This window comes from Sporolactobacillus sp. PKPK-6 (assembly GCF_056678885.1).
On sequence record NZ_JBWXPA010000002.1, the window covers coordinates 512,616 to 533,770 of the forward strand.

Genomic DNA, 21,155 nt, shown 5'->3' on the forward strand with positions numbered 1-21,155 from the left:
AATTATAGCATGCACGAATTGCCATAAAGATAAATGAAACAAATTCCATAATGTTTGATTATTTTTGCGAAGCAGATATCCGCTCCTGCTGATCCGACAGATTAAGTACTGCTTCAGGATGCTTATGAAGATAGACACTGTCATGACAGGTCAGCACAATAACCTGTCGTTCCTGGGCAACTTTATTAAGTAGAGTGTACACCGTTTCTGAACGCTTTCGATCAAAATTTACAAATCCGTCATCAATAATCATTGGCAAGGTTTCATAACCGCTAAAGATCCGCATCAGAGCAAGCCGTAATGAAAGATAGAGCTGTTCTGCTGTTCCACGGCTCAACTGAGAGGCAAGAAGCGTAAGACCGTCTGAGTCTTCAACGATGAATCCATCGTCACTGAGCAAAATTTTCTTATATCGCCCTGCGGTTACTGAACAGAAATAGTCCGCAGCCTCTCGGAGCACGCGCGGTAGACGTTGTTCACGATATTGTTCCTTTGCCTCACGAATCGCCCATAGTGCCGTTTGATACGCTGACCATTCCTTAGCTTTAATACCGGTTTCTGTCAAAAGTTCATGATACCGATCAAGAGTATCTCGATAGGAATCATTTTTTTCCAAGACCAAACATTGCGCTCGATCATCTGCCAGCTGGTCGCGAACACGTTTCAATTCGGATTCATACGCAGCAATACGATCTTTGAACTCCTGTTCGGTCAATCCTTCCCATTTATGATTTTCCACATAAGACACATAAACCTCAATTTGCTCGTCCGAACCGGTCAGCTCAAGCAACTGCATTCTGCTCGTCTCCAGCTGTTTATTAATGGACTTGCGGCGTTCTTCTTTTTCTACTGCCTCATAAAACTGTTTTTCATTGTCAACATGTGTCTCTGTAAACAATGCCTTTTGATCATTTTCGAGTGCCGTAATTCGGCTTACATAGCGTTCTCGTTGATTCTTATAAATCTGGCGCTGTTTCTCTAAATCTTCCCAGCGTCGCTTCTGCTCCATCTGCTCTTGGCGGCAATGCTCTAAATAATTTGCATCAGCACCAGCACTGCCCATTTTCTCTGCCAACAGTCCGGTCTCCCGTTCGAAGCCCTCGTGAAGAACAATCAATCGCTGCAGTTTAGCTTCGAGCACATCGAGTTTTTGACAAAGCTCTTGTGCGGTGTTCACCAGCCTGACTTTATCCTCAACGCCTGTCAAATCATCCACGAAATAGCCGCGTTCCTGTAACCATGACTTGATGCCGTCCTCTTGTACATCACATGACTGCGTACATGCCTTCTGCTGATCGGTTAACTGTCCAACATCTGCTTTTGCCAGACTGAGTTGTTGTTCCAGCAATGCACGTTCAGCGGAGAGTCTGTCGTCTTCTGCATAAGTCCGTCTATCTGCTTCACCATCATGGATACGAGGAGCAAAGAAAATGCTGCCAATGGCGATCGCCCCTAATAAAAGTACCGGTACTCCCGCAAACGGTGTTATTGCAATTGAAGAAAAAACAGCAAATATAACGGACAGAATGATTAATCCAATGATCAGCACTCGCGATTGCAAGGGATGGGCCGCAACCTTAGCGCTTGATTTTCTTTCTGAAAAAGCATGTTTCACATCAATTGTTCTCAGCTGTTTTTCCAAGGTTTCTTTTTTCTCTAGTGCTGCTTTCAAATCACGTGCCAAGTCGCGACGCTCATCTACGAGCTTTTTCCAAATACTGAGCTTTTCTTTTAATTGTTCGCCAAGCGTTGCTTCAGACGATGCTTTGCGAATGACGTCCAGTGTCCATCCCGCACCCAGAAGGTCACAGATTCGTCGTATAGCAACTCGTTGCTGGTCGATCTCGTCTTCAATACGATGTCTTTCTTTTTCATTTTGTTGATCATCGGCAGCTTTGCTAAATAACCGTTGAAGCGCCGGCTCTTGCTCCTTCCACCGCTCATCCACATGAATGAATTTGCCTGATTCAACCAACTTTCCGAGTTGTTCGTCCAGCTCACTAATCTCATTTTTAAGTGATCGAAGCAGTTTACACGAATCATCATAATGTTCTTTCACATTTTGCGGGAAAGACTGCTCAGGTCCCATGCATTGGCGCTCATGATTCAGTGCACGATACGTATTAATCAGCGGAAGAGCAGCCGAAAATGATGTCCACAATTGGTATTCGTGCTGCACCTTTTTCTTTTTAAGTTCCAACTGCTTCAATTGTTCTTTTCCGTCATGCACGCTGTTTTGAAGCTGCTGATAGCTGTCCAGCTTCTTCTCCCATTCCCTTAGCTGGGCGGAACAATTATTCAATTCAGCGAACAGGCGATTGATTTGTGGTTTTTTACCGCTCTTCTTAAACAAATCGGCGCACTGTTTTTCCAATTTTTGTTCCAGTTTTCCCAATGTCCCGCTGCCAATCATCCCTGCTCCAAGCAGCAGATCATTCATATCTGCGGGATTCATCTTATCAATGTTTCGGAGTCCATCCAAATCAAAACAAAAAACACTCTCGTAAAGGAGTCTGTTTGTGCTATGCAAAAATTCGTTTAGATCCGCAGACTCACCGTTTTCCGTACTAAAGCTCAGCTCTTCTTGACCGTCAAGGGTCCGTTCAAGCCGATACGTTTTGCCGTTGTCCGCCGTAAATGCTAATGAACCGCCGATCGATCCGGAACGATTTTTTCCGTTCCATTTCTCGAGTAGCTTCTTTGAAGGAAAGCCAAATAACTGGCTCAAAATAAACGCCATAATCGTTGACTTTCCTGATTCATTTTCTCCATAAATCATCGTAATCGGTGCTTGCGGCAATTCTATTTTCTTTTCTTCAAAACGGCCGAAGTGATGAACGGTCAGCGTCTTCAATTTCATCGTCATGGCGAGATCTCTCTGGAAAACTCGCCGCACCTCCCCCCAGAGCCGTCATTCGTTTTTTTCCAAGCTTGCTCCCGTTAATGCATCTGCAAGCAATTGTTCACTTTTTCTGCGAATCCATTCTTGATCTTCCTCAGACAGGCGTTCAAGATAACGTCGCCCTGAGTGGTGACCGTAAAGTACCTCGGTCGCTTGCTGTACACTGTCCCCTTCTTCTATATAACGAAATAAATCGCCAAGAAAGTGAGGACTGCTCAAAATCTGCTGCTTGTCCCAATGACTGCGGAACTCACAAGCATCCGGAACGAGCCAGATAAAGTCCCTTAATTCCTTCTCATCCTCGTTAAGTGCGTCAATGAGCTCATGAAGCAGTTCTTCTGTCTCACTGCTTTGCATTTCAGGACCTGTAAAAGAAAAACGCAGACGGATAAACGCTCCTGCTTGCTTCTTTCGTTCCTTTTCTTTGAGCGCATTTATGGTCGTTTCCAATTGATCGGCTGTCACTGTTCCTGAAAAATTGAGTTCACTGCGTCGCCATTCTATATCCGAAGTGGGGAGAAATCGGACCTGCACACCGTGCGGATCCAATTCAACCATTGACGCGCCTTTAGGACCAAGTTCAGATTCTTTGAAGGATAGTCCTTGGATATCGCCTGGATACCAAGCCGGTACCGGGGATAATAATTGCTGCCTCTTATGAATATGTCCAAGCGCCCAATACTGAAATCCTTGTTTTTCCAGCTCGCTTATTGAAAAAGGCGCGTAGTTGCTGTCATCCGTCCCTGAGTGCGGCTCTCCATGGAGAATAGCAATGTGATAATCCGCATTCCCGCTTCTTTCATAATACGGAATCATGTCTTGTTTAATCCAGCGCTGATGATAGCTGAACCCGTACAGTTTGACCGTTTGTCCGCCTGCGCATGTCACCGACATGGCGGAAGGAGTCTCGGGAAAAACATGCACATTATCTGGAAGGCTCAGATGACCCCATGCTTTATTAACAAAATCGTGATTGCCATAAATAAGGTAAACAGGAATCGATGCTTCATTTAATCGTTTCATTTCACGTACAAATGCACGCTGTGCTTTAATACTGCGATGACTGTTATCGAAAATATCTCCGGCGATGATCATAAAGTCAGGCCGTTCATGGAGTGCGGTACTCGTGAGGTGATTGAGCGCGGTAAATGTACTCTCAGCTGAGCGACGGCGAAGCGGCTCAGGGAGCTGCGTTAAACCGTCGAAGGGGCGGTCAAGATGCAAATCAGCCGCATGAATAAATCGAATCATAGGATTCCTCCTTCCAGACACGTTTATTAATTTTATTTTACCATAACCGATCACACGTTCTCAATCATCAGAACGATCAATTGAACATTGCGCCAAAAAATCAAAAAAAAATCAAAAAGCAGCCTATTCAGGCTGCTTTGTAAAAAACATTTGTTAATTTAGGTATGTTGAAACTTCAGTGTTGTTTATTCGTTCATTTATTGCAACACAAATGTCCACAAAGCAAACTTTAATGGACACGAATTTGTTTACGTAATACTTCTTTTACCATGTACGCCACACCGTCCATGTCGTTCGAACGGGTAACCCAATCTGCTTTATTCTTTACTTCAGCCGGTGCATTTCTCATCGCCACGCCAAGACCGCATTTCTCAATCATCTCGGCATCATCGAAACCGTCGCCCACGGCGACGATTTCATTAAGCGGAATACCGAGCTGCCCGGCAAAGAACAAAAGCCCATTAAACTTGGAAGTGCCTTGTCGAACCAGTGTCAGACTGTCCTGCTCAGTTCTCTGCACTTCCAGCGATGGGAAGTAGTCGTTCATTGCCTTTTCAAGGTCATCCATGACCTTCTTATCATCCAATTTTACTTTAACGTCTGTCGCCCCTTCATAATTTTCAAGCAAATATTGACTGAGCGAATCAACATAAGTTACTGGATAAAAAAGCGGTTCGTTCATCCCAATTGTCATTTTTGCGATCAAATTTTTTTGATTAGGACGATTACTGATCGATAATCGCTCATGTGACATCTGAATTTGACAAGGGTAGGTTTCGAGAAATTCAGCGAGCTGCATCAGCACACTATGATCAATTTTACTTGTGTAGACCGGGTCATCAATAGATGACGATACAAAAGCACCGTTATGTGTGATGATCGGCTGCGAGAGCCGCAATGCCCTTGCGACTTTTGCTGCAGAATGAAAATGGCGTTCAGATACTAACGTGACAACAACACCTTTTTTTTGCGCATACTGAATGGCATCCTTTGTTTGACGATCAAGCCTATTGTTGCTGCTCAATAGGGTACCATCGATGTCCAGTGCAAGTAAGCGATATACCAAGGTTATCCCCCTCTTCGGAATCCAAATCAGTACTTATTCCTTTGAAAAGCTTATGAAAGGAGAATACAAAATAGAACCAGGCATTAGACCGTGCACAAGCCAAAGTCAAGCTAACCAAACGAAGAAAAGAGAACGGCAGAAGCCGTTCCCTTTTTATCATCTATTCATTTCATTCAAATTACTTTTGATAGCCGCCAAATTGAGACTGGGCTTGTTGTACCAAACGTTTTGTAATTTCTCCACCTACGGAACCATTTGCTCTTGATGTTGTGTCTGGTCCAAGGTTTACGCCGAATTCGCGTGCAATTTCTTCTTTCATTTGATTAACTGCTTGCTGTACACCTGGCACTACTAACTGATTTGAATTTGCCATGTGTTTCACCTCCCTTATAAGCCTATTGTGCTCTGCGATGGATTTCTATATTCGAAAAGCAGCATGGAAATTTTTAGGCAAATAAAGGGATGAGGAAGCACGCAGAACAAATCAAACGACTTGAGTCAGTTTTCCGGTCTTCGGGTCCATGACTAGGCCAACAACCGGTGTATGTTCAGGTAGGAGCGGATGATTCTTAACAATCGATACACTCTTCTTCACTTCATCTTCTACGGATTGAAAACCATTCAGCCACTGATTTAAGTCAATCGCAACTTCATTAAATTTCTGATCAGCGACTCCGCGCTGCTTGATATCGTTAATCATCTTTTCTGCATGCAAGCCATGCATGCCGCAGTCCGTATGTCCGATAATATAGACAGCTTCCGATTCAAGCTCATACAGTGAAACAAGGATGCTTTTCATTGTATTGCTATATGGAGATTCCACCATTCCGCCTGCAGACTTCAGCATAATCGCATCGCCATTTTTCACATTCAACGCCTTTGGCAGCAATTCAATGAGCCTGCAATCCATGCAGGACACAATGGTCATCTTCTTTATTGGGCGACTCGGTGCTTCAAAAGGCCGATACGCTTCATCTTTAACAAATTGTTGGTTAAAATCAAGCATTTCTTTCAGCTGCGACATAATTCATTTCCCCCAAGTCAAGTATAAATGTCACAGTTAATCATAAAAGAAAATGATCTATGAATCCAATATTGTGACTTGAAAAAGCAAAAAAACCGTCTCCCTCAATGGGAAACGGTTTTTTTAATGGTTAATCACAGCTTAGTAACGTTAGCTGCTTGAGGTCCACGGTTGCCTTCGACAACTTCGAATTCAACGGCTTGACCTTCGTCAAGAGTCTTGAATCCGTCAGTTTGGATCGCGCTGAAGTGCACGAATACGTCGTTTTCGCCTGGAACTTCGATGAAACCGAAGCCTTTGTCGCTGTTAAACCATTTAACTGTACCTGTTTTCAAAAAGAAAACCTCCTAATAATAAGTGGATGTTCAATGTACTTGAACGCACTTTAAAAAATTTAATATATGCGTATGTTTTATCCGGCGTACCTTATCCTTGCAGCTGCAGATATTAAATCATTCACCAACAAGGGTCTTCCCGCAAAAATAAAAAATTCACATATTATAAAAAGTATCAATAAAAAAGTACAAACACATTGATAATCCTTTTATAACACGTGAATTATAAATGTTACCTTTTATCATACATACATAATCATAAAATTAGACCTAACAAAAAGAGCAAAAACATCAATCGGCTTTTCCGACGCCGAAACAACGAAAGCCCTACCTCTCTTCCATCCTTACGGTTCCTCTGACCGAGCCAGTATGATTCAGCGCAAGATCAATCTGCTTTTCATACAATCTGTTGCACAGTATTGACAAGAACACAATCCTATATTCAAAAAAACAATCAGTAATTTTGTCATTCACATTAGGTCTACTTTAGTATAGAGCCCAAAAGTAGAAATGTCAACTAATGAAAAGCCGAAACCTTAATTAATGAATGACAAAGGTGTCAGCCAGTTTATTAATGAACAACAAAAACGTTTAGGATCTTTTCTAAGTCCTCAATCTTACGTGCGTAGAGCAGCATTCTGCGACGATTGGTATCGACGACCAGAACGCCGTCCTCGGACAAATTCATTTTTTTTACTTGATCATACTTTATAAATCCCAATCCATAAAAGAAACCATCTTTCTTAAATCGTGCCATTGGTGCTTTAACAAATGTATTGTACAGCAGTGTCAGCACCAAGAGGATCAATGCAATATTGAGAAATATGCTGTTATCACCTCTGACCGTATTTGAAACGTAGATAATCACAAGCAATGCCGCTAAAATAAGCTGATCCAAATAGTTACGTTTTCTTAGGCGCACAGATAAAATTGTTTTTCCTTTCAGCAAGCGAACGAGCAGGTCATCATAAAGAATATAAGCCAACAGCCCAGCGAAAATAAGATACATAACAACAATGGTAAGTGTCATCTGCAGTCCCCTCTTTCAATCACGACCTATTAATAAGTACATTTTAAATCATTCAACTGGTTTATGAGACGCCTATGTGCTCTTTAATCATAATAAAACTGAAAAATAGCCGTGACAGCTTCCAACTTAGTTCGGTTGATCATAATAGAAAACAGTAAGTCGATCCTTTAAAATTTCTATATAACTCAATTTTCGCAGCTTGTTCGGCTTAGAAAATAGCCTTTCCTTTAACGAAAAGTAATTCCCATTGCGGCGAGGCCAGTACCTAGATTTTTTTTAAGCAATCCCGTGGCTGAAATTTCCATGTAAAATCCACCAACCTGAGGGCTTAGTTTCGATTGAACGGTTAATCGTTTAACTGCTATTTGCCGCAGTCCTTCAGCTAAATACATTACTCGCCTTTCAAAATCTTTGTCTTTTTCAACATTATTTTTAAAAGTGATGAACACGTTGCGTTCATCATCTTGTATTTGTTCATCAAGAATAAGATCGTAGACTTTTTCTAGAATTGCCTCTTCTTGTTCTTTCCGACTCAATTTCTTGTTTTTAGACATAAAACTTTATCCCTCTTTTTATGGAACGATATAGCTACCGGCAGCTGAACTCACCCAAACGGTGGCAATAACATGAAGGTGTTTGAAAGCAAAGTAATTATATTTTTTCCCTTTTTCTAACTCACGAGCATAATCCACAATGATTTTTGATCATTAACTTTAACTTCTTCATCAGAGTATGCTTCATTAAGGACTATGTAAAGAAAAAAACAGCCGTTTGCAAAGCGGCTGTTGATTCAAGTGAGAAGCAAATAATTCAAAAATACAGGATATTAATTACTTCTTTTTCGACCAAACAAGGCTTTCAGACCACGTTTAACAACTTGAAAGAACGTCAGCGATCGAACCATTTGTTCCGGGTTAACGTATTTTCGTATCGCACGCAAAGCGTTCTTCGGATGCTTGGAAGAAAAAGTGTATGTTCCATTTTTCTTCGTTCGTATTGCATAGCGCGGAATCCACTTTCCCTTGAACATCACTGAGGCAACGACGTAATCAACGTCAGCCCAAGGAATTCGAATGTATTTTTGAGCATTTCGGTCGTTATAAAACTCAAACCCCTTGTCTCCAATCATAATTTTACCGTAATCAGTCAGCCCAATATAAGAAGTGGCATCGGTTACAAAATCGACTTTGGTGTTAATTGATTGAACCATTTTCTTGCTTCACTTCCTTTCGCTATACTCGTTTATTATACTTTTTCCCCAGTGATCAAACAATTTTGATCGGGTAGGTTTGGGCAGAATAAACACTTGTAAATAAAGCCTGACATCCTTGACTTAAGAGGAATCAGGCTCAATTATTGGTATACAACTCCTGGAATGCAGGATTGATACTCAACTTAATAACTCAATGAATCAATAATAACTTGAATTTTCACTGTTACATCACGTTTAGTAAGTGCAAGACGATACCAACCACAAACAACCCAAGAATCATAATGATTGGTGAAACTTTCTTCTTAAGCAGCCACATGCAAAGAAGCGTTAATGCCAATCCGGCTAAACCAGGAATTAAGCTGTCCAAGTTGTTTTGTAACGTTGTTATTTTATGCGCGTCTAATGAAAGACCGGCTGCCTGCTGCTCCAACGCAGCTTTGATTCCTTGTGCTCCGGAAGGTAAGTGACTCCAATCAATGAATGCGCCTTTATCCAGTTTAACTGAAGATACAATAGGCGTGAACTTTACCGATACCCAACGGTTAACTAATGAACCCAGGATGAACATACCAAGAATGGATGCGCCTTTAGTAATGTCCTGAAGTAATCCGCCGGATAAGTCGTCTGTGATTTTAGAACCCGCTTTATAGCCGAATTCCTGCGTATACCACATGAACGCCATACGAATAATATTCCATCCAAAGAAATACAGAATAGGTCCCAAAATGTTACCGGTCATCGCAAGAGAAGCTGCTAACGCACCAAGGATTGGTTTTACCGTAAACCAGAAAGCCGGATCACCAATACCTGCCAGCGGCCCCATCATGCCTATTTTAACCCCTTGAATGGCGACGTCATCAACAGGTGCGCCATTCGCACGCTCCTCTTCCAGAGCAAGGGTCACACCGATAATTGGTGAAGCGACATAGGGGTGCGTATTAAAGAATTCCAAGTGACGTTTGAGTGCAGCCGCACGATCTTCCTTAGATTTGTATAATTTTTTGATTGCCGGAATCATTGTATACGCCCAACCGCCATTTTGCATCCGTTCATAGTTCCAAGAGCCTTGAAGGAACGTTGAGCGCCACCAAACAGAAATACGATCTTTTTTTGATAATCTCACTTCTTGTGCCATTTTTATTTCTCCCTCCTTTTTAGTAATTATCAATAATGTCGCCTAGTGGATCACCGGTGTTTGAGTTTCCGCCATTACCTGAGCCGCCTTGCTTGGAAAGCACTAAATAGATAAGGGCAAGAGATACACCGATCGCACCAAGACCGATAAGAGTGATCTGTGTCACCGTCGCGAGTACGAAACCGATCGCGAAGAATGGCCATACTTCTTTGGTAGCCATCATGTTGATAACCATGGCATAACCTACGGCAACGACCATGCCGCCACCGATGGCTAAACCAGCTGTCAGCCAAGTTGGCATGGATGCAAGCAAACCTCGCACCGGACCGGCACCAACAGCTAAAATTAATGCTGCCGGAATGGCGATACGTACGCCTTGCATACAGATCGCGCTGATGTGCCAGAGTTCAACTTTTTTGAAGTTTCCCTCATTAGCTGCAGCATCCATGAAGTGTACGAAAGCGGTTGCAATTGTACGGCAGATGATGGTTAATAATAAACCGGCAACGGCAAGCGGGATGGCAATCGCGATGGCTGACGATACACCGGCATTGCCTTGCCCACTGAGAACTAAAATAATGGCAGAGGCAACGGATGCCAGCGCTGCATCAGGCGCTACTGCGGCACCGATATTCGCCCAGCCTAGAGCAATCATTTGCAGCGTACCGCCAAGGATAAGACATGGGATTAAGTTTCCTGTCACAAGTCCGATTAACGTACAGGCGATGACTGGTTGGTGAAAATGAAATTCATCCAGGATTCCTTCCATACCCGCTAAAAATGCGACGATAACAACTAATATAATTTGAATAATGTTCAAATCCATAATGGTTAATCCTCCCTTTCTCCTGATCGTTTAGATTATCTTAATCTGTTTAATTCCTCTTGCGCTTTCCTGAGAATTTCGTTCATGTCACCTTTTGAATCGTTTGGCACTTTGCGCACATCGAATTTTAAACCGGCTTCTTTTAACTGAGCGAAAGCATCAATATCATCTTGGCTAAAGGCAAGCACCTTGTTCGGTTGAACTTTACCCGGTGAGTGGGCCATAGAACCCACATTGATGGTCGTCAATGAAACGCCGCCCTTAACCGCTCTGACTACGTCCTGCGGATTTTCGAAAAGAAGCAGCGCGCGTTCACCGCCGAAATGTTGATCATCTTTCGCAATTTTGATCATTTGGCTGACAGGAACGACGTGTGCTTTCACGCCTGGCGGAGCAGCTTGTTGGATCAATTTCTTTCGCAAATCATCCTGAGCTACCGCATCGGATACAACAATAATCCGTGTCGGTTGAGTCGTTTTAGCCCAAGCAGTTGCGACCTGACCGTGAAGTAAACGAGAGTCGACACGTGCCAGCACGTATTTAAATTTACCGGGAATGCCTTTCTTTGTCTGCTGTGCAGGAGCTGCACCAGTTGCCTTTGCCGGTTCTAATTCTTCAGGTCTGATTTTGACCCCTTCTTTAGCTGTACGTGAAATATGCGCAGCGACTTCACGCGCGGTGTTCATGGATAAGCGTGAAGCATAGGCCTCAATCAACATCGGCAAGTTCATACCCGCAACAATCGCCCATTTGTCTTTGTGTTCTTCAAACAAGCTGTTGACTTGATTAAAAGGTGTCCCGCCCCAAAGGTCGACTAAAAACAGTACTTCTTCTTGATCATTTAATGATGCAATTGCTTTTTTCATTTTTGCCTTAACGTCATTAGGGCCTTCGTTGGGCATTAAGGTAACCGTTTTGACATTCTCCTGCTCTCCAAAAATCATTGAGCCGGATTGGAAAATGCCTTCAGCAAAATTGCCGTGGCTTGCCAGAATAATACCTACCATTCTTTTATACCTCCTACTTTATAAATTTTGTTACTTTTGCACATTACTCACGCATCCAGCTCTGTTATCGCTTTCATTAATTTAAAACAATAAACTGATCGATTTGCAGTGCTGAGACGCATCTCACCCCCCTTCATGAATAGGGAAGGACACAATAAGGTAAATCAGAAAATGTAAAAATGATTTATTCTACACCAAACCTTTTTCGGAAAGCGACTTCCAAAGATTTTTCGAGCTATCATTGGAAACCTTGCGGACATCAAGCTTAATCCCATGATTGTGAAACCACTTGAAAGCCTCTACATCGGCTGCACTAACAGCAATCGCATCGGTAACCATGACGCGCGTGCTGTCAAAACTAATTGCACCAATATTGATAGAATCAACCTTTATGCCGCCTTCGACAATATATCTTGCGTCAACTGCGTTTTCAACCAGAATCATAGGCTTTAAAACGCCAAAACGCGGATCATGATACAGTCTTACCATCTTCTCCAATGTGAGGACATGCGTCCTGATCCCAGGAGGTGCAGCGTGTACAATCAATGTCTTGCGTGTCCGATCGCGTGCCACACGATCCGACACTACTAAGATGCGATTAACGTTGATGGCTTTTGCCCAATTCGTAGTCACTTGCCCATGTAACAAACGACTATCAATACGTAATAAACGAACATCCATCGTCATGACAATCCACCATCATTTCTCGTGTGACTAAAATACCTACGATCACTCCCCCACCTCTGCCGAGTATACAATCCACATTCATGACCACGAATGCATACACAACAGTATAAGCAATTTACATGCCACTTTTTGTGTATCACATAAAGGGGTTGCTATCATAGGCTTTTTTCCAAAGCAAAAAAATAATTGACACATTTAAATTGTGTATCAATTATTTTGTGTATCATTTTTTTCTTTTTCTGTATTAAATAATTCGACGATATAAAACACTTCTGCATCTGAAAGATTAATATTAAGTGTTTCACGCAGAACCTCATTCGCTTGTTTAACGATCGGATACATTTTTTCCATTTTGATGCTCGATAGTCTTTGCTCATCAACACTCATTTCTGAGCGTATTAAATAACGTTCAATCGCTCCTGCCATATGCATGATCAAACTAATTTTGAACGCATTGGACATTTTAAACTCACTTCTCAATTGAATAAAATTGCAATAGTCCCACAATATTTTCACAATTTTCGCAGGATTAATGAATGTAAAGTACTGTTCCAAATAGTTCTGACTCATTTCTTCCGTTAATAATTCCGAATCATCCAGAGCCTCTGCTTCATCTGCTGCATGATTGTTTATTTCTTCAACCAGGCTGACAAAACTCTCTCCGCCACCCTGCAATAAATTCTCTAATGATACAAATGGAGCAGCAACTTGGGGTTTCACAACGCCAGTCGTGGCTACGATTAGATAGTTTTGCTGGATCTTTGCAATTTGTTCTTTCATAGTCACAACTGAAACTGTGATCACTGTGATATCGTCAATCAAGTTGTCAACTAATATTTTATCCAACAGGTCCTTAATTTTGCTGGCTGTCCCTTCACCAGTCGAACAAATCGCAATAATAGCCTTCTCTCTTCGATCTGATCTTTTCTGAACATTATTTTTCTTTTGATGGCCCTTTTCGATCGTTCGTGAATAGCCGTCAAATTCACGTAATTCTCGGTATACCGTTTCAAGGTCACTATCGATCAGTGCTGTTTTACGAGCTGCTTCAAGCACCATCGCTGTAGTGACCATATCGATCGTTTTGACATGAACATCTGTTTTCTCTGTCAGTTTGCTGCTAAATGTACTAAGAGACCCCATATCGACCAAGAGTAAAACACCGTTGCCCTGATCGATCGTTTTAACTTGCGCGGCAATGCCATCCAATGCGATTTTAGGACTCATTTCCAGCGGCATATCATATGCGGCGATGTTGTCGACAGACAGCAGTTGTGAAACAACTTGCACCATTGAGGATGCAGTACTGTTACCATGTGCTGCCACAACAATGCCAACTTTTCCGGTTTTAGGTTCTGATTTTAAAGATACCAAAAGAATGGCCATGTAATAAACTTCAGATTCAGGTATAGGAAAATGATAATGATCCTCAATCAACTCTTTAACGCGTTCAGCGAGTTTGAGCTCATCTGGATAGTCATGGACCATTGAAATCAAATCTGCTGAAATAGTTCGCAACGGTTTCCCTGACTGAACCCGTTTAATAAAAGAACTGATGTGTAAACTCATCGCATAAATGAAATTATCCCTGGCTGGATAATTCTCTCTTTCCTGAAGCATCTGCTGGATCTGCATGGTTAAATCAATAATTTCTTGATCAACGATCTCATTCAGACTACTGACTGTTTTATCCAACTTTCCCTGACGATAAAAAGATTTCAAATGCAAATTGATATCGGTCATAATGAAGTTATTGATCGCCGCTTGATCCAATCCTTCGTCTTTTAACAGCGCAGCTTTATCGCCTATGATTTCATACAAATTATACGGCAATTCGTAACTGTCAATATCCGGAAGACCGCGCTTTGCATCGGGCTTGATCACCATCGTCGGTTCGAGCAATCGACTCAGATTCCCCAATTCTTGCCGATTGTTAGCCAAGTTGGAAAGTCCGTCTTTGATATTAGGCGGCAAGCGGCTAAAAAGCAGGGTTATTTCATTTTTATTTTGCATGCTGTTCAGAAAGCCTTGGGCACACACTAATTGAATATTAGATTTCAACTGCCCAACATTACCGTAGGTTACACTTCCCAGCAAAGCTTGAACAACATCTTCGCTTAAACGAATATTTTTATGAATCCGATTCGCTTCAAGCGTTAATAATTGCTCTAATAGTTGCAATCGTTCACGTGCGCTTCTTTGGTTGAAATCCGGCAGCTGAATGATGATAGGGATTCGACGCACAAAAGTCTGCAATAATGAGCTTTTCGGGTCTTCAGTTGTTGCATAAACAAGCCGGACGTCCGCATGATGAATTTTGGCAGTTTCACCTAAACGGCTGTATGTCCCATGATCCATAAAATAAAAAATCATTTCTTGCCCTTCAGGCGGCAGACGATGTACTTCATCAAGAAAAAGCATTCCGCCGTCTGCTTCCTGAATCAGACCATCCTTATCAGCGTTAGCGCCGGTAAAAGCTCCCTTGACGTAGCCAAACAGATGCGACATCAACAACTGCGGATTGTGTGCATAATCCGCACAATTAAATGTGGTAAATCCCTTTTGGGAAATGATCTCTTTATCCAAAGCAAAACGGTACATTTTATGAGCAAAATACGTCTTACCGGATCCCGTTGGTCCAATGATCAGTGTATTCAGTCCGTGCGGCGGATAAAGCAATGCTGCCTTGGCCTGTTCGACTTGATTCTTCAGGCTGTCGCGGCTGCCGATCATGTGCTCAAAAACATCCGTTTCGTTCTTATTCGCAGTATCTTCCTTTTCAAGGTTATGATCAATGATACGAGCATTCCCAGCAAACCCGATGTTGGGTTTCTGCTGCATCTTTATTTTGTGTTTACCGACTGCATGATCCACGAAATAGTGAACGGGTCGACCATTTGTCTTCTTCACCCTTCCCTCTCTGACAAGCAGATTTAACTCCTTGCTGACATTCGGGCGAAGCACACCAATCGCTTCGGATATTTCGCTGGTTGTCACACCGTGAGCCGTACCAAGTGCAAACTTTTCTAAATAAGTTAAGACTTTTTCACGCCGAGTCATTATTGCCCTCCTTTTTATTAAATTGTGTATCGCTAGTGTATCACAAGTCACAAATGTAAGCGAGTTCATTGTCTAAACTACAGGATTTTTAATATGATCAGCTATCCTGTATGTATCCTTTTATTAACCTTTGCATAGCACATTCATTTACTTGTAACTACTTGTAATTTTATTATTTTTACTTATAATTACTTATAAAAGGATACCATTTAACTATAATCCTGTATTTTCGATCACGGGCACATCTCTCTTAACTTTTATACGTAAAAACATGGATAATGCACAAATGTATTGATTACCGGAACAAGAAGACAAACGAATGCTAAAAAAAGAAAGGAGATGAGTATCATTTATCAAGAAGAACGACTGTCAGCAATCCTCGATAATCTGCAAGAAGCACGCAGCCTATCTGTGGCAGATATCTGCCGGCTTTACAATGTCTCACGTGACACGGCTCGTCGTGATATTGTCAAGCTCACAGAGCAGGGCGCCGCAATCCGAACGCATGGGGGCATCGCTCTACAGGATTTTCAAAACAAAATATTAGCGTACCGCGATCGTTTGCAGGCCTATTCCGACATCAAAATGCGCATAGGGAAAAAGGCGCTCACCTTTCTGAAGCCTAATGGCTATTATTTTTTCAATGCTTCAACAACCATTTCCTGTATGGTGCGTCAGATTGATATGCCCATTCACGTCTTTACACAATCGCTGGATGTTGCTGAATTGTCATCTCAGAAAGAAGGCGCAGCAGTTCATGTGTTTGGCGGGAAGTTAAATCTCGAAAATCGATTCTTCTTTTCTGCGGAAAGTATGAAGCAAATGGAGAGTATCCACTTTGATGCAGCATTTCTCGGGGCGGCGGCGGTCGCCGATGACGGGGTCTATTATGAGGATGAAGAAGATGCCTGGATCAGCAGGATCATATCAGAGCATTCCAATCAGATGGTTATCCTTACAGATCATAAAAAATTCAATCAGAAAAGCAGGTTTAAAGCATTCGATTGGAGTCATGCAGATGTTCTGATTACCGATCGTGCACTTACCGAACGATTTCAAACTTCACTAGAAGCGCAAGGCGTTCATCTCATTCTCACCGATGAAACAAAATGAAAGGCGTTTATTTATTTTCAAAGGGAGTGGATTTATATGCCGATTCAGTTGATTTTCAGTGATATCGATGGTACGTTGATCAATTCAGAGCATGTCATTACGAAGAAAACCGTCCAGGCAATTAAACAATGTGCAAGCCAAGACATTCCCTTTATTCTCGTTTCAGCGCGAATGCCGAGCGGAATTATTCCCTTACAACGACAGCTCGGCTCGCTTGACCCAATTATTTGTTACAGCGGGGCGCTTATCGTCGATCAGAATGATACTTCAAGTGAGCCTTTGCTCTCTGTCACAATGAATCCGCAAAGTGTACAGTTTGTCTATCAGCAGATTTGTAACCGTTTCCCTAAAATTAGTTTTTCTGCATACAGTTTCAATCGATGGCTTGTCCCAGAGAAAACGGATGCTTGGATCGCTCAAGAAGAGGCCATTGCACGCACCCCTTCATCTACTTATGCATTCCAAGATCAGGTACCGGAAAGTCTGCCGCCGATTCATAAACTATTGTGTATGGGTGATCCGGAAGATATTGACCAATTACAGACTGTTCTTTCTGAAGCAACTATTGATGCCGTATTTTATAAATCAAAACCGACCTATCTGGAAATCATGGCAAAAGATGTCAGTAAGGCAAACGCGATGCGCGAAATAATGATTCGTTATCATATAGCTCAAGAACATACACTCGCCTTTGGCGATAACTTTAATGATGTACCCATGCTTCGATTCGCTGGGATCGGTGTAGCGATGGGTAATGCCCCGGAACAGGTAAAAGGATCGGCTGATTTTGTGACGCTCTCTAATGATCAAGACGGTATTAAAGCTGCCCTTGAGCGATTAGGCGTGCTTACATTGAATTATTGAATCGATTCGTTTGCAAGCTGATTCATCCAGCGATCCAAGAAGTCAAACAAGATCGATTTATTCTGCTGAATCAATCCGAATCGGCCGCATAAGTCTGGAATCCCCTGGATATACTTTCCGGCAACCAGTTCATTGCGCGAATGTTCAATAATTTCACGAATGTTTTCCTCGCCAACTTCCAAATGAAATTGCAGACCCACCACCCGTTTGCCGTATAGAAACGCCTGATTTCGGCAGCCTTTGCTGAAGGCCGCATGCGACGCTCCTTGCGGAAGATCGAAGGTATCTCCGTGCCAATGAAAGACTATTATCTGCTTGGGCATGCCTAAAAATGGCAGCTCCGGCTTATTCACAAGCGAGATCGGAAACCAGCCGATCTCTTTTTCTTTTCCAGGATAAACATTCGCCCCGAGACATTCGGCCAGAAGTTGCGCGCCAAGACAAATGCCCAAAACAGGAATATTCTTCTGAATCGCTGTTTTGGTCCATTCCTTTTCTTGCTTAAGCCACGGATAGACCTGTTCATTGTCACAATTCATGGGTCCCCCCATAACAATCAGCAAGTCGATTTTTTCAAAATCAGGCTCGACAAAGTTATTTTCATAAAAACAGGTTCCTGTCAATTCATAGTGGCGCTGCCTGCACCATTCAGAAATAAATCCCGGTTTCTCAAACGAAACATGCTGAAAAAAATGTACACGCATCTTGCCCATCCTCTCATTACAATACGATTTGTGCACGCGATCGCGTGTTGAAAATACGACAAAGTCCGAAAAGGAGTTCGTTCTCCCCTTTCCGGACTTAAATAATCTTACGTCAATCGAAAAGATCCCCGAGCATATCCATCACTGATTTCTTTTTCTTTCTGCGCGGCTCATAATCTCTGCCTTTTCTCTTATCATAATATGAATCTTCCTTATAGTCACGGTCTCTGTTGCTTTTTTGTTTCTTTTCGTCATTATCTTGTTCGTACCAGTCATTGAATGGACGACGTACTTCCTTCACTCGAGTGGATAATTTATCTAACTCTCCTCGATCCAGCCAAACACCTTTGCAATTTGGGCAAGTGTCTATCAGCACACCGTCTTTTTCAACTTCTTTCATGCGGACATCATCGCATACCGGACAAAACATGGCTTCACTCCTCTTTTGGGCTTCATCATTATTTTATCAAAAATCTGATTAAAACGCGCTCACCAAACTTCTACTTTGCGTACTCTCATTTAAGTCACCGAATCGACACGATCTTTTGAATAAATGTTAACAAAAAAGTCACAACTAATGTGTAAGCGTTTACATCTGTTATTATATAATTAACATGTGCTCAAGGATAATATGTTCAATTAGTCGACCATTTAAATGAGGAGATGAACGGCATGGAAGCAGTAGTAGAAGAAAGCAAGTACGGATCTGCGTGGGACGGATTTGTTGAAGGTATTTGGAAAAATGAGATTGATGTACGCGATTTCATCATGAAAAATATACATGCATATAAAAATGATGAATCTTTTCTGGCAGGACCAACAAAGAATACAGAACTTCTATGGAAACAGGTAATGGAGCTTTCCGAACAGGAACGGAAAAATGGTGGTGTTCTGGACATGGACACCGAAATTGTTTCAACGATCACCTCTCATCAACCAGGATACTTAAACAAACAGTTGGAGAAAATCGTTGGCGTGCAGACCGACGCACCGTTCAAACGTGCGCTGATGCCTTTCGGCGGCATTCGTATGGCGAAGCAAGCCTGTGAATCCTATGGATATAAGTTAAATGATGAAGTAAATCATGTCTTTACCGAATACAGAAAAACGCATAATCAAGGTGTTTTCGACGCATACACGGACGAAATGAAGTTGGCTCGCCATGTCGGTATTATCACCGGACTTCCGGATGCCTATGGCCGTGGGCGTATTATCGGTGATTATCGCCGCATCGCTCTGTACGGCATTGATTTTCTGATTGAACAAAAGAAAATTGATAAACAAAGCACTGGCGGTAAAATGAGCGAAGAAGTCATTCGTCTGCGTGAAGAACTGACGGAACAAATTCGTGCGTTGCAGGATATTAAGAAAATGGCTGCAAGCTACGGGTTTGATATTTCTAAACCTGCAGCAAATGCACGTGAAGCATTCCAGTGGCTGTATTTCGGCTATCTGGCTGCTGTTAAAGAACAAAATGGCGCAGCAATGAGCCTAGGCAGAACGTCATCATTTCTTGACATTTACATTGAACGTGATCTTGCAAATGATGTGCTTACTGAAGAAGAGGCACAAGAACTGGTTGACCATTTTGTCATGAAGCTGCGTCTCGTTAAGTTCGCCCGTACACCTGAGTATAACGAACTGTTCAGTGGCGACCCGACCTGGGTTACCGAATCAATTGGCGGCATGTCGGTTGACGGGCGCACACTCGTGACGAAGAATTCATTCCGATTCCTTCATACACTGGAGAATCTCGGACCTGCTCCGGAACCAAACCTGACTGTACTTTGGTCAAAGCAGCTGCCTAAGCAATTCAAAGAATATTGTGCGAAAATATCAATCAAGACAAGTGCCATTCAGTATGAAAATGATGATTTGATGCGCGTACAATACGGCGATGATTATGGCATTGCCTGCTGCGTATCGGCAATGCGTATCGGGAAACAAATGCAATTCTTCGGTGCTCGTGCCAATTTGGCAAAAACACTGCTCTATTCGATTAACGGCGGCGTTGATGAAATCAAAAAAGTGCAGGTAGCGCCTGCTCTCGCACCGATTACAAGTGATGTATTGGATTACGATGAAGTGATGCAAAAATTTGATCGTATGATGGATTGGCTTTCGGAACTTTATATCAATACACTGAACGTTATTCACTTCATGCATGACAAGTATTCCTATGAACGAAGCGAAATGGCCCTGCACGATACCCATATTCTGCGCACGATGGCGACAGGTATCGCCGGTCTCAGTGTTGCGGCAGATTCACTTAGTGCGATCAAATATGCAAAAGTTCACGTACAGCGCGATGAAGACGGCTTGGCAGTCGGCTTTAACATTGAAGGAGATTTCCCTAAATACGGCAACAACGATGATCGTGTTGATACAATTGCTGTGGATCTCGTTGAACGCTTCATGAATAAATTAAGAAAAGTCGGCACATACCGTGATTCTGTTCCAACCTTATCAATTCTTACGATCACATCAAATGTCGTTTACGGCAAGAAAACCGGCAGCACTCCGGATGGACGCTTACGCGGCGAAGCATTTGCTCCAGGAGCGAACCCGATGCACGGACGTGACAGCAAAGGCGCCCTTGCCTCCCTGTCATCCGTTGCAAAACTGCCTTACCGCTACTCACTTGACGGCATTTCAAACACATTCTCCATTGTGCCGCAAGCACTTGGAAAAGATGATGTCGCTCGTGAAGCAAACCTTGACGCTATGCTAGACGGATATGCAGTCAAAGGGGGTCATCACATTAATATCAATGTGTTTAACCGCGAAACACTGATTGATGCCATGGATCATCCTGAAAAATATCCTCAGCTGACGATCCGCGTTTCAGGATATGCGGTCAACTTTATTAAACTGACTCGTGAACAACAATTGGAAGTCCTTCACCGGACCTTCCACAAGTCGATCTAAAAGAGAACGG

The 21,155-nt window shown here is 42.5% G+C and carries 19 protein-coding genes; 3 read left to right on the top strand and 16 right to left on the bottom strand.

What is annotated here, in order from left to right:
• Nucleotides 1-58 precede the first annotated feature (58 nt).
• From AC1MBV_RS13380 to AC1MBV_RS13445, 14 genes are all read right to left on the bottom strand, one after another.
• A complete protein-coding gene (locus AC1MBV_RS13380; RefSeq protein WP_480948477.1) occupies nt 59-2,866 on the bottom strand; it encodes an ATP-binding protein in 2,808 nt (935 codons plus the stop codon).
• A 45-nt stretch (nt 2,867-2,911) separates the two neighbouring features.
• On the bottom strand, nt 2,912-4,153 hold the full coding sequence (locus AC1MBV_RS13385; RefSeq protein WP_255745935.1) for a metallophosphoesterase family protein: 1,242 nt from the start codon (nt 4,151-4,153) through the stop codon (nt 2,912-2,914).
• Between the two features lie 229 nt (nt 4,154-4,382).
• The gene (locus AC1MBV_RS13390) at nt 4,383-5,219 is read right to left on the bottom strand and encodes an HAD family hydrolase (RefSeq protein WP_255745936.1); all 837 of its coding nucleotides are present in this window, start codon (nt 5,217-5,219) and stop codon (nt 4,383-4,385) included.
• 178 nt (nt 5,220-5,397) lie between these two features.
• Nucleotides 5,398-5,592 carry an alpha/beta-type small acid-soluble spore protein gene (locus AC1MBV_RS13395; RefSeq protein WP_253059171.1) on the bottom strand — a complete coding sequence of 65 codons (195 nt, stop codon included), beginning with the start codon at nt 5,590-5,592 and terminating at the stop codon, nt 5,398-5,400.
• A 111-nt stretch (nt 5,593-5,703) separates the two neighbouring features.
• Nucleotides 5,704-6,243, bottom strand: coding sequence for a beta-class carbonic anhydrase (locus AC1MBV_RS13400; RefSeq protein WP_255745939.1), 540 nt, complete (start codon nt 6,241-6,243; stop codon nt 5,704-5,706).
• Nucleotides 6,244-6,377: 134 nt separating this feature from the next.
• Nucleotides 6,378-6,578 (bottom strand): cold-shock protein, encoded by a 201-nt coding sequence (locus tag AC1MBV_RS13405; protein ID WP_023511572.1) that lies wholly within the window; start codon nt 6,576-6,578, stop codon nt 6,378-6,380.
• A gap of 571 nt (nt 6,579-7,149) precedes the next feature.
• Nucleotides 7,150-7,608 carry a DUF986 family protein gene (locus tag AC1MBV_RS13410; RefSeq protein WP_255745944.1) on the bottom strand — a complete coding sequence of 153 codons (459 nt, stop codon included), beginning with the start codon at nt 7,606-7,608 and terminating at the stop codon, nt 7,150-7,152.
• Nucleotides 7,609-7,835: 227 nt separating this feature from the next.
• Nucleotides 7,836-8,162 carry a bacteriocin immunity family protein gene (locus tag AC1MBV_RS13415; protein WP_255745946.1) on the bottom strand — a complete coding sequence of 109 codons (327 nt, stop codon included), beginning with the start codon at nt 8,160-8,162 and terminating at the stop codon, nt 7,836-7,838.
• A gap of 272 nt (nt 8,163-8,434) precedes the next feature.
• On the bottom strand, nt 8,435-8,818 hold the full coding sequence (locus AC1MBV_RS13420) for a DUF956 family protein (protein WP_255745948.1): 384 nt from the start codon (nt 8,816-8,818) through the stop codon (nt 8,435-8,437).
• Nucleotides 8,819-9,044: 226 nt separating this feature from the next.
• The gene (locus tag AC1MBV_RS13425; RefSeq protein ID WP_480948478.1) at nt 9,045-9,956 is read right to left on the bottom strand and encodes a PTS system mannose/fructose/sorbose family transporter subunit IID; all 912 of its coding nucleotides are present in this window, start codon (nt 9,954-9,956) and stop codon (nt 9,045-9,047) included.
• Nucleotides 9,957-9,975: 19 nt separating this feature from the next.
• On the bottom strand, nt 9,976-10,782 hold the full coding sequence (locus AC1MBV_RS13430) for a PTS mannose/fructose/sorbose transporter subunit IIC (RefSeq protein WP_255745952.1): 807 nt from the start codon (nt 10,780-10,782) through the stop codon (nt 9,976-9,978).
• Nucleotides 10,783-10,817: 35 nt separating this feature from the next.
• Nucleotides 10,818-11,789 carry a mannose/fructose/sorbose PTS transporter subunit IIA gene (locus AC1MBV_RS13435; RefSeq protein ID WP_255745953.1) on the bottom strand — a complete coding sequence of 324 codons (972 nt, stop codon included), beginning with the start codon at nt 11,787-11,789 and terminating at the stop codon, nt 10,818-10,820.
• A 189-nt stretch (nt 11,790-11,978) separates the two neighbouring features.
• Nucleotides 11,979-12,476, bottom strand: coding sequence for a PTS sugar transporter subunit IIB (locus AC1MBV_RS13440; RefSeq protein ID WP_255745955.1), 498 nt, complete (start codon nt 12,474-12,476; stop codon nt 11,979-11,981).
• A gap of 207 nt (nt 12,477-12,683) precedes the next feature.
• On the bottom strand, nt 12,684-15,536 hold the full coding sequence (locus tag AC1MBV_RS13445; RefSeq protein WP_480948479.1) for a sigma-54-dependent transcriptional regulator: 2,853 nt from the start codon (nt 15,534-15,536) through the stop codon (nt 12,684-12,686).
• A gap of 339 nt (nt 15,537-15,875) precedes the next feature.
• Here AC1MBV_RS13445 and AC1MBV_RS13450 point away from each other — a divergent pair, with 339 nt between their 5' ends.
• Nucleotides 15,876-16,649: a DeoR/GlpR family DNA-binding transcription regulator gene (locus AC1MBV_RS13450; RefSeq protein WP_255745958.1), complete on the top strand. Its 774-nt coding sequence runs from the start codon at nt 15,876-15,878 to the stop codon at nt 16,647-16,649.
• A 36-nt stretch (nt 16,650-16,685) separates the two neighbouring features.
• The gene (locus tag AC1MBV_RS13455) at nt 16,686-17,513 is read left to right on the top strand and encodes a Cof-type HAD-IIB family hydrolase (RefSeq protein WP_480948480.1); all 828 of its coding nucleotides are present in this window, start codon (nt 16,686-16,688) and stop codon (nt 17,511-17,513) included.
• Here AC1MBV_RS13455 and AC1MBV_RS13460 read toward each other — a convergent pair.
• Both AC1MBV_RS13460 and AC1MBV_RS13465 read right to left on the bottom strand, forming a co-directional pair.
• Nucleotides 17,507-18,217 (bottom strand): type 1 glutamine amidotransferase, encoded by a 711-nt coding sequence (locus tag AC1MBV_RS13460; protein WP_480948481.1) that lies wholly within the window; start codon nt 18,215-18,217, stop codon nt 17,507-17,509. The genes AC1MBV_RS13455 and AC1MBV_RS13460 overlap by 7 nt on opposite strands.
• 112 nt (nt 18,218-18,329) lie before the next feature.
• Entirely contained in the window at nt 18,330-18,647 is a 318-nt protein-coding gene (locus AC1MBV_RS13465; RefSeq protein WP_480948482.1) for a TFIIB-type zinc ribbon-containing protein, read from the bottom strand.
• A 242-nt stretch (nt 18,648-18,889) separates the two neighbouring features.
• Here AC1MBV_RS13465 and pflB point away from each other — a divergent pair, with 242 nt between their 5' ends.
• The gene (gene pflB, locus AC1MBV_RS13470; protein ID WP_255745963.1) at nt 18,890-21,145 is read left to right on the top strand and encodes a formate C-acetyltransferase; all 2,256 of its coding nucleotides are present in this window, start codon (nt 18,890-18,892) and stop codon (nt 21,143-21,145) included.
• Nucleotides 21,146-21,155: the final 10 nt, after the last annotated feature.

Excerpts from the sequence above, each read along its gene's own strand:
- AC1MBV_RS13440 (WP_255745955.1), bottom strand. The coding sequence starts at position 12,476 with ATGACGATGGATGTTCGTTTATTACGTATTGATAGTCGTTTGTTACAT.
- AC1MBV_RS13380 (WP_480948477.1), bottom strand. The coding sequence starts at position 2,866 with ATGACGATGAAATTGAAGACGCTGACCGTTCATCACTTCGGCCGTTTT.
- AC1MBV_RS13425 (WP_480948478.1), bottom strand. The coding sequence starts at position 9,956 with ATGGCACAAGAAGTGAGATTATCAAAAAAAGATCGTATTTCTGTTTGG.
- AC1MBV_RS13450 (WP_255745958.1), top strand. The coding sequence starts at position 15,876 with ATGAGTATCATTTATCAAGAAGAACGACTGTCAGCAATCCTCGATAAT.
- AC1MBV_RS13400 (WP_255745939.1), bottom strand. The coding sequence starts at position 6,243 with ATGTCGCAGCTGAAAGAAATGCTTGATTTTAACCAACAATTTGTTAAA.
- AC1MBV_RS13455 (WP_480948480.1), top strand. The coding sequence starts at position 16,686 with ATGCCGATTCAGTTGATTTTCAGTGATATCGATGGTACGTTGATCAAT.
- AC1MBV_RS13410 (WP_255745944.1), bottom strand. The coding sequence starts at position 7,608 with ATGACACTTACCATTGTTGTTATGTATCTTATTTTCGCTGGGCTGTTG.
- AC1MBV_RS13435 (WP_255745953.1), bottom strand. The coding sequence starts at position 11,789 with ATGGTAGGTATTATTCTGGCAAGCCACGGCAATTTTGCTGAAGGCATT.
- AC1MBV_RS13385 (WP_255745935.1), bottom strand. The coding sequence starts at position 4,153 with ATGATTCGATTTATTCATGCGGCTGATTTGCATCTTGACCGCCCCTTC.
- AC1MBV_RS13420 (WP_255745948.1), bottom strand. The coding sequence starts at position 8,818 with ATGGTTCAATCAATTAACACCAAAGTCGATTTTGTAACCGATGCCACT.
- AC1MBV_RS13430 (WP_255745952.1), bottom strand. The coding sequence starts at position 10,782 with ATGGATTTGAACATTATTCAAATTATATTAGTTGTTATCGTCGCATTT.
- AC1MBV_RS13395 (WP_253059171.1), bottom strand. The coding sequence starts at position 5,592 with ATGGCAAATTCAAATCAGTTAGTAGTGCCAGGTGTACAGCAAGCAGTT.
- AC1MBV_RS13445 (WP_480948479.1), bottom strand. The coding sequence starts at position 15,536 with ATGACTCGGCGTGAAAAAGTCTTAACTTATTTAGAAAAGTTTGCACTT.
- AC1MBV_RS13415 (WP_255745946.1), bottom strand. The coding sequence starts at position 8,162 with ATGTCTAAAAACAAGAAATTGAGTCGGAAAGAACAAGAAGAGGCAATT.
- AC1MBV_RS13460 (WP_480948481.1), bottom strand. The coding sequence starts at position 18,217 with ATGCGTGTACATTTTTTTCAGCATGTTTCGTTTGAGAAACCGGGATTT.
- pflB (WP_255745963.1), top strand. The coding sequence starts at position 18,890 with ATGGAAGCAGTAGTAGAAGAAAGCAAGTACGGATCTGCGTGGGACGGA.
- AC1MBV_RS13465 (WP_480948482.1), bottom strand. The coding sequence starts at position 18,647 with ATGTTTTGTCCGGTATGCGATGATGTCCGCATGAAAGAAGTTGAAAAA.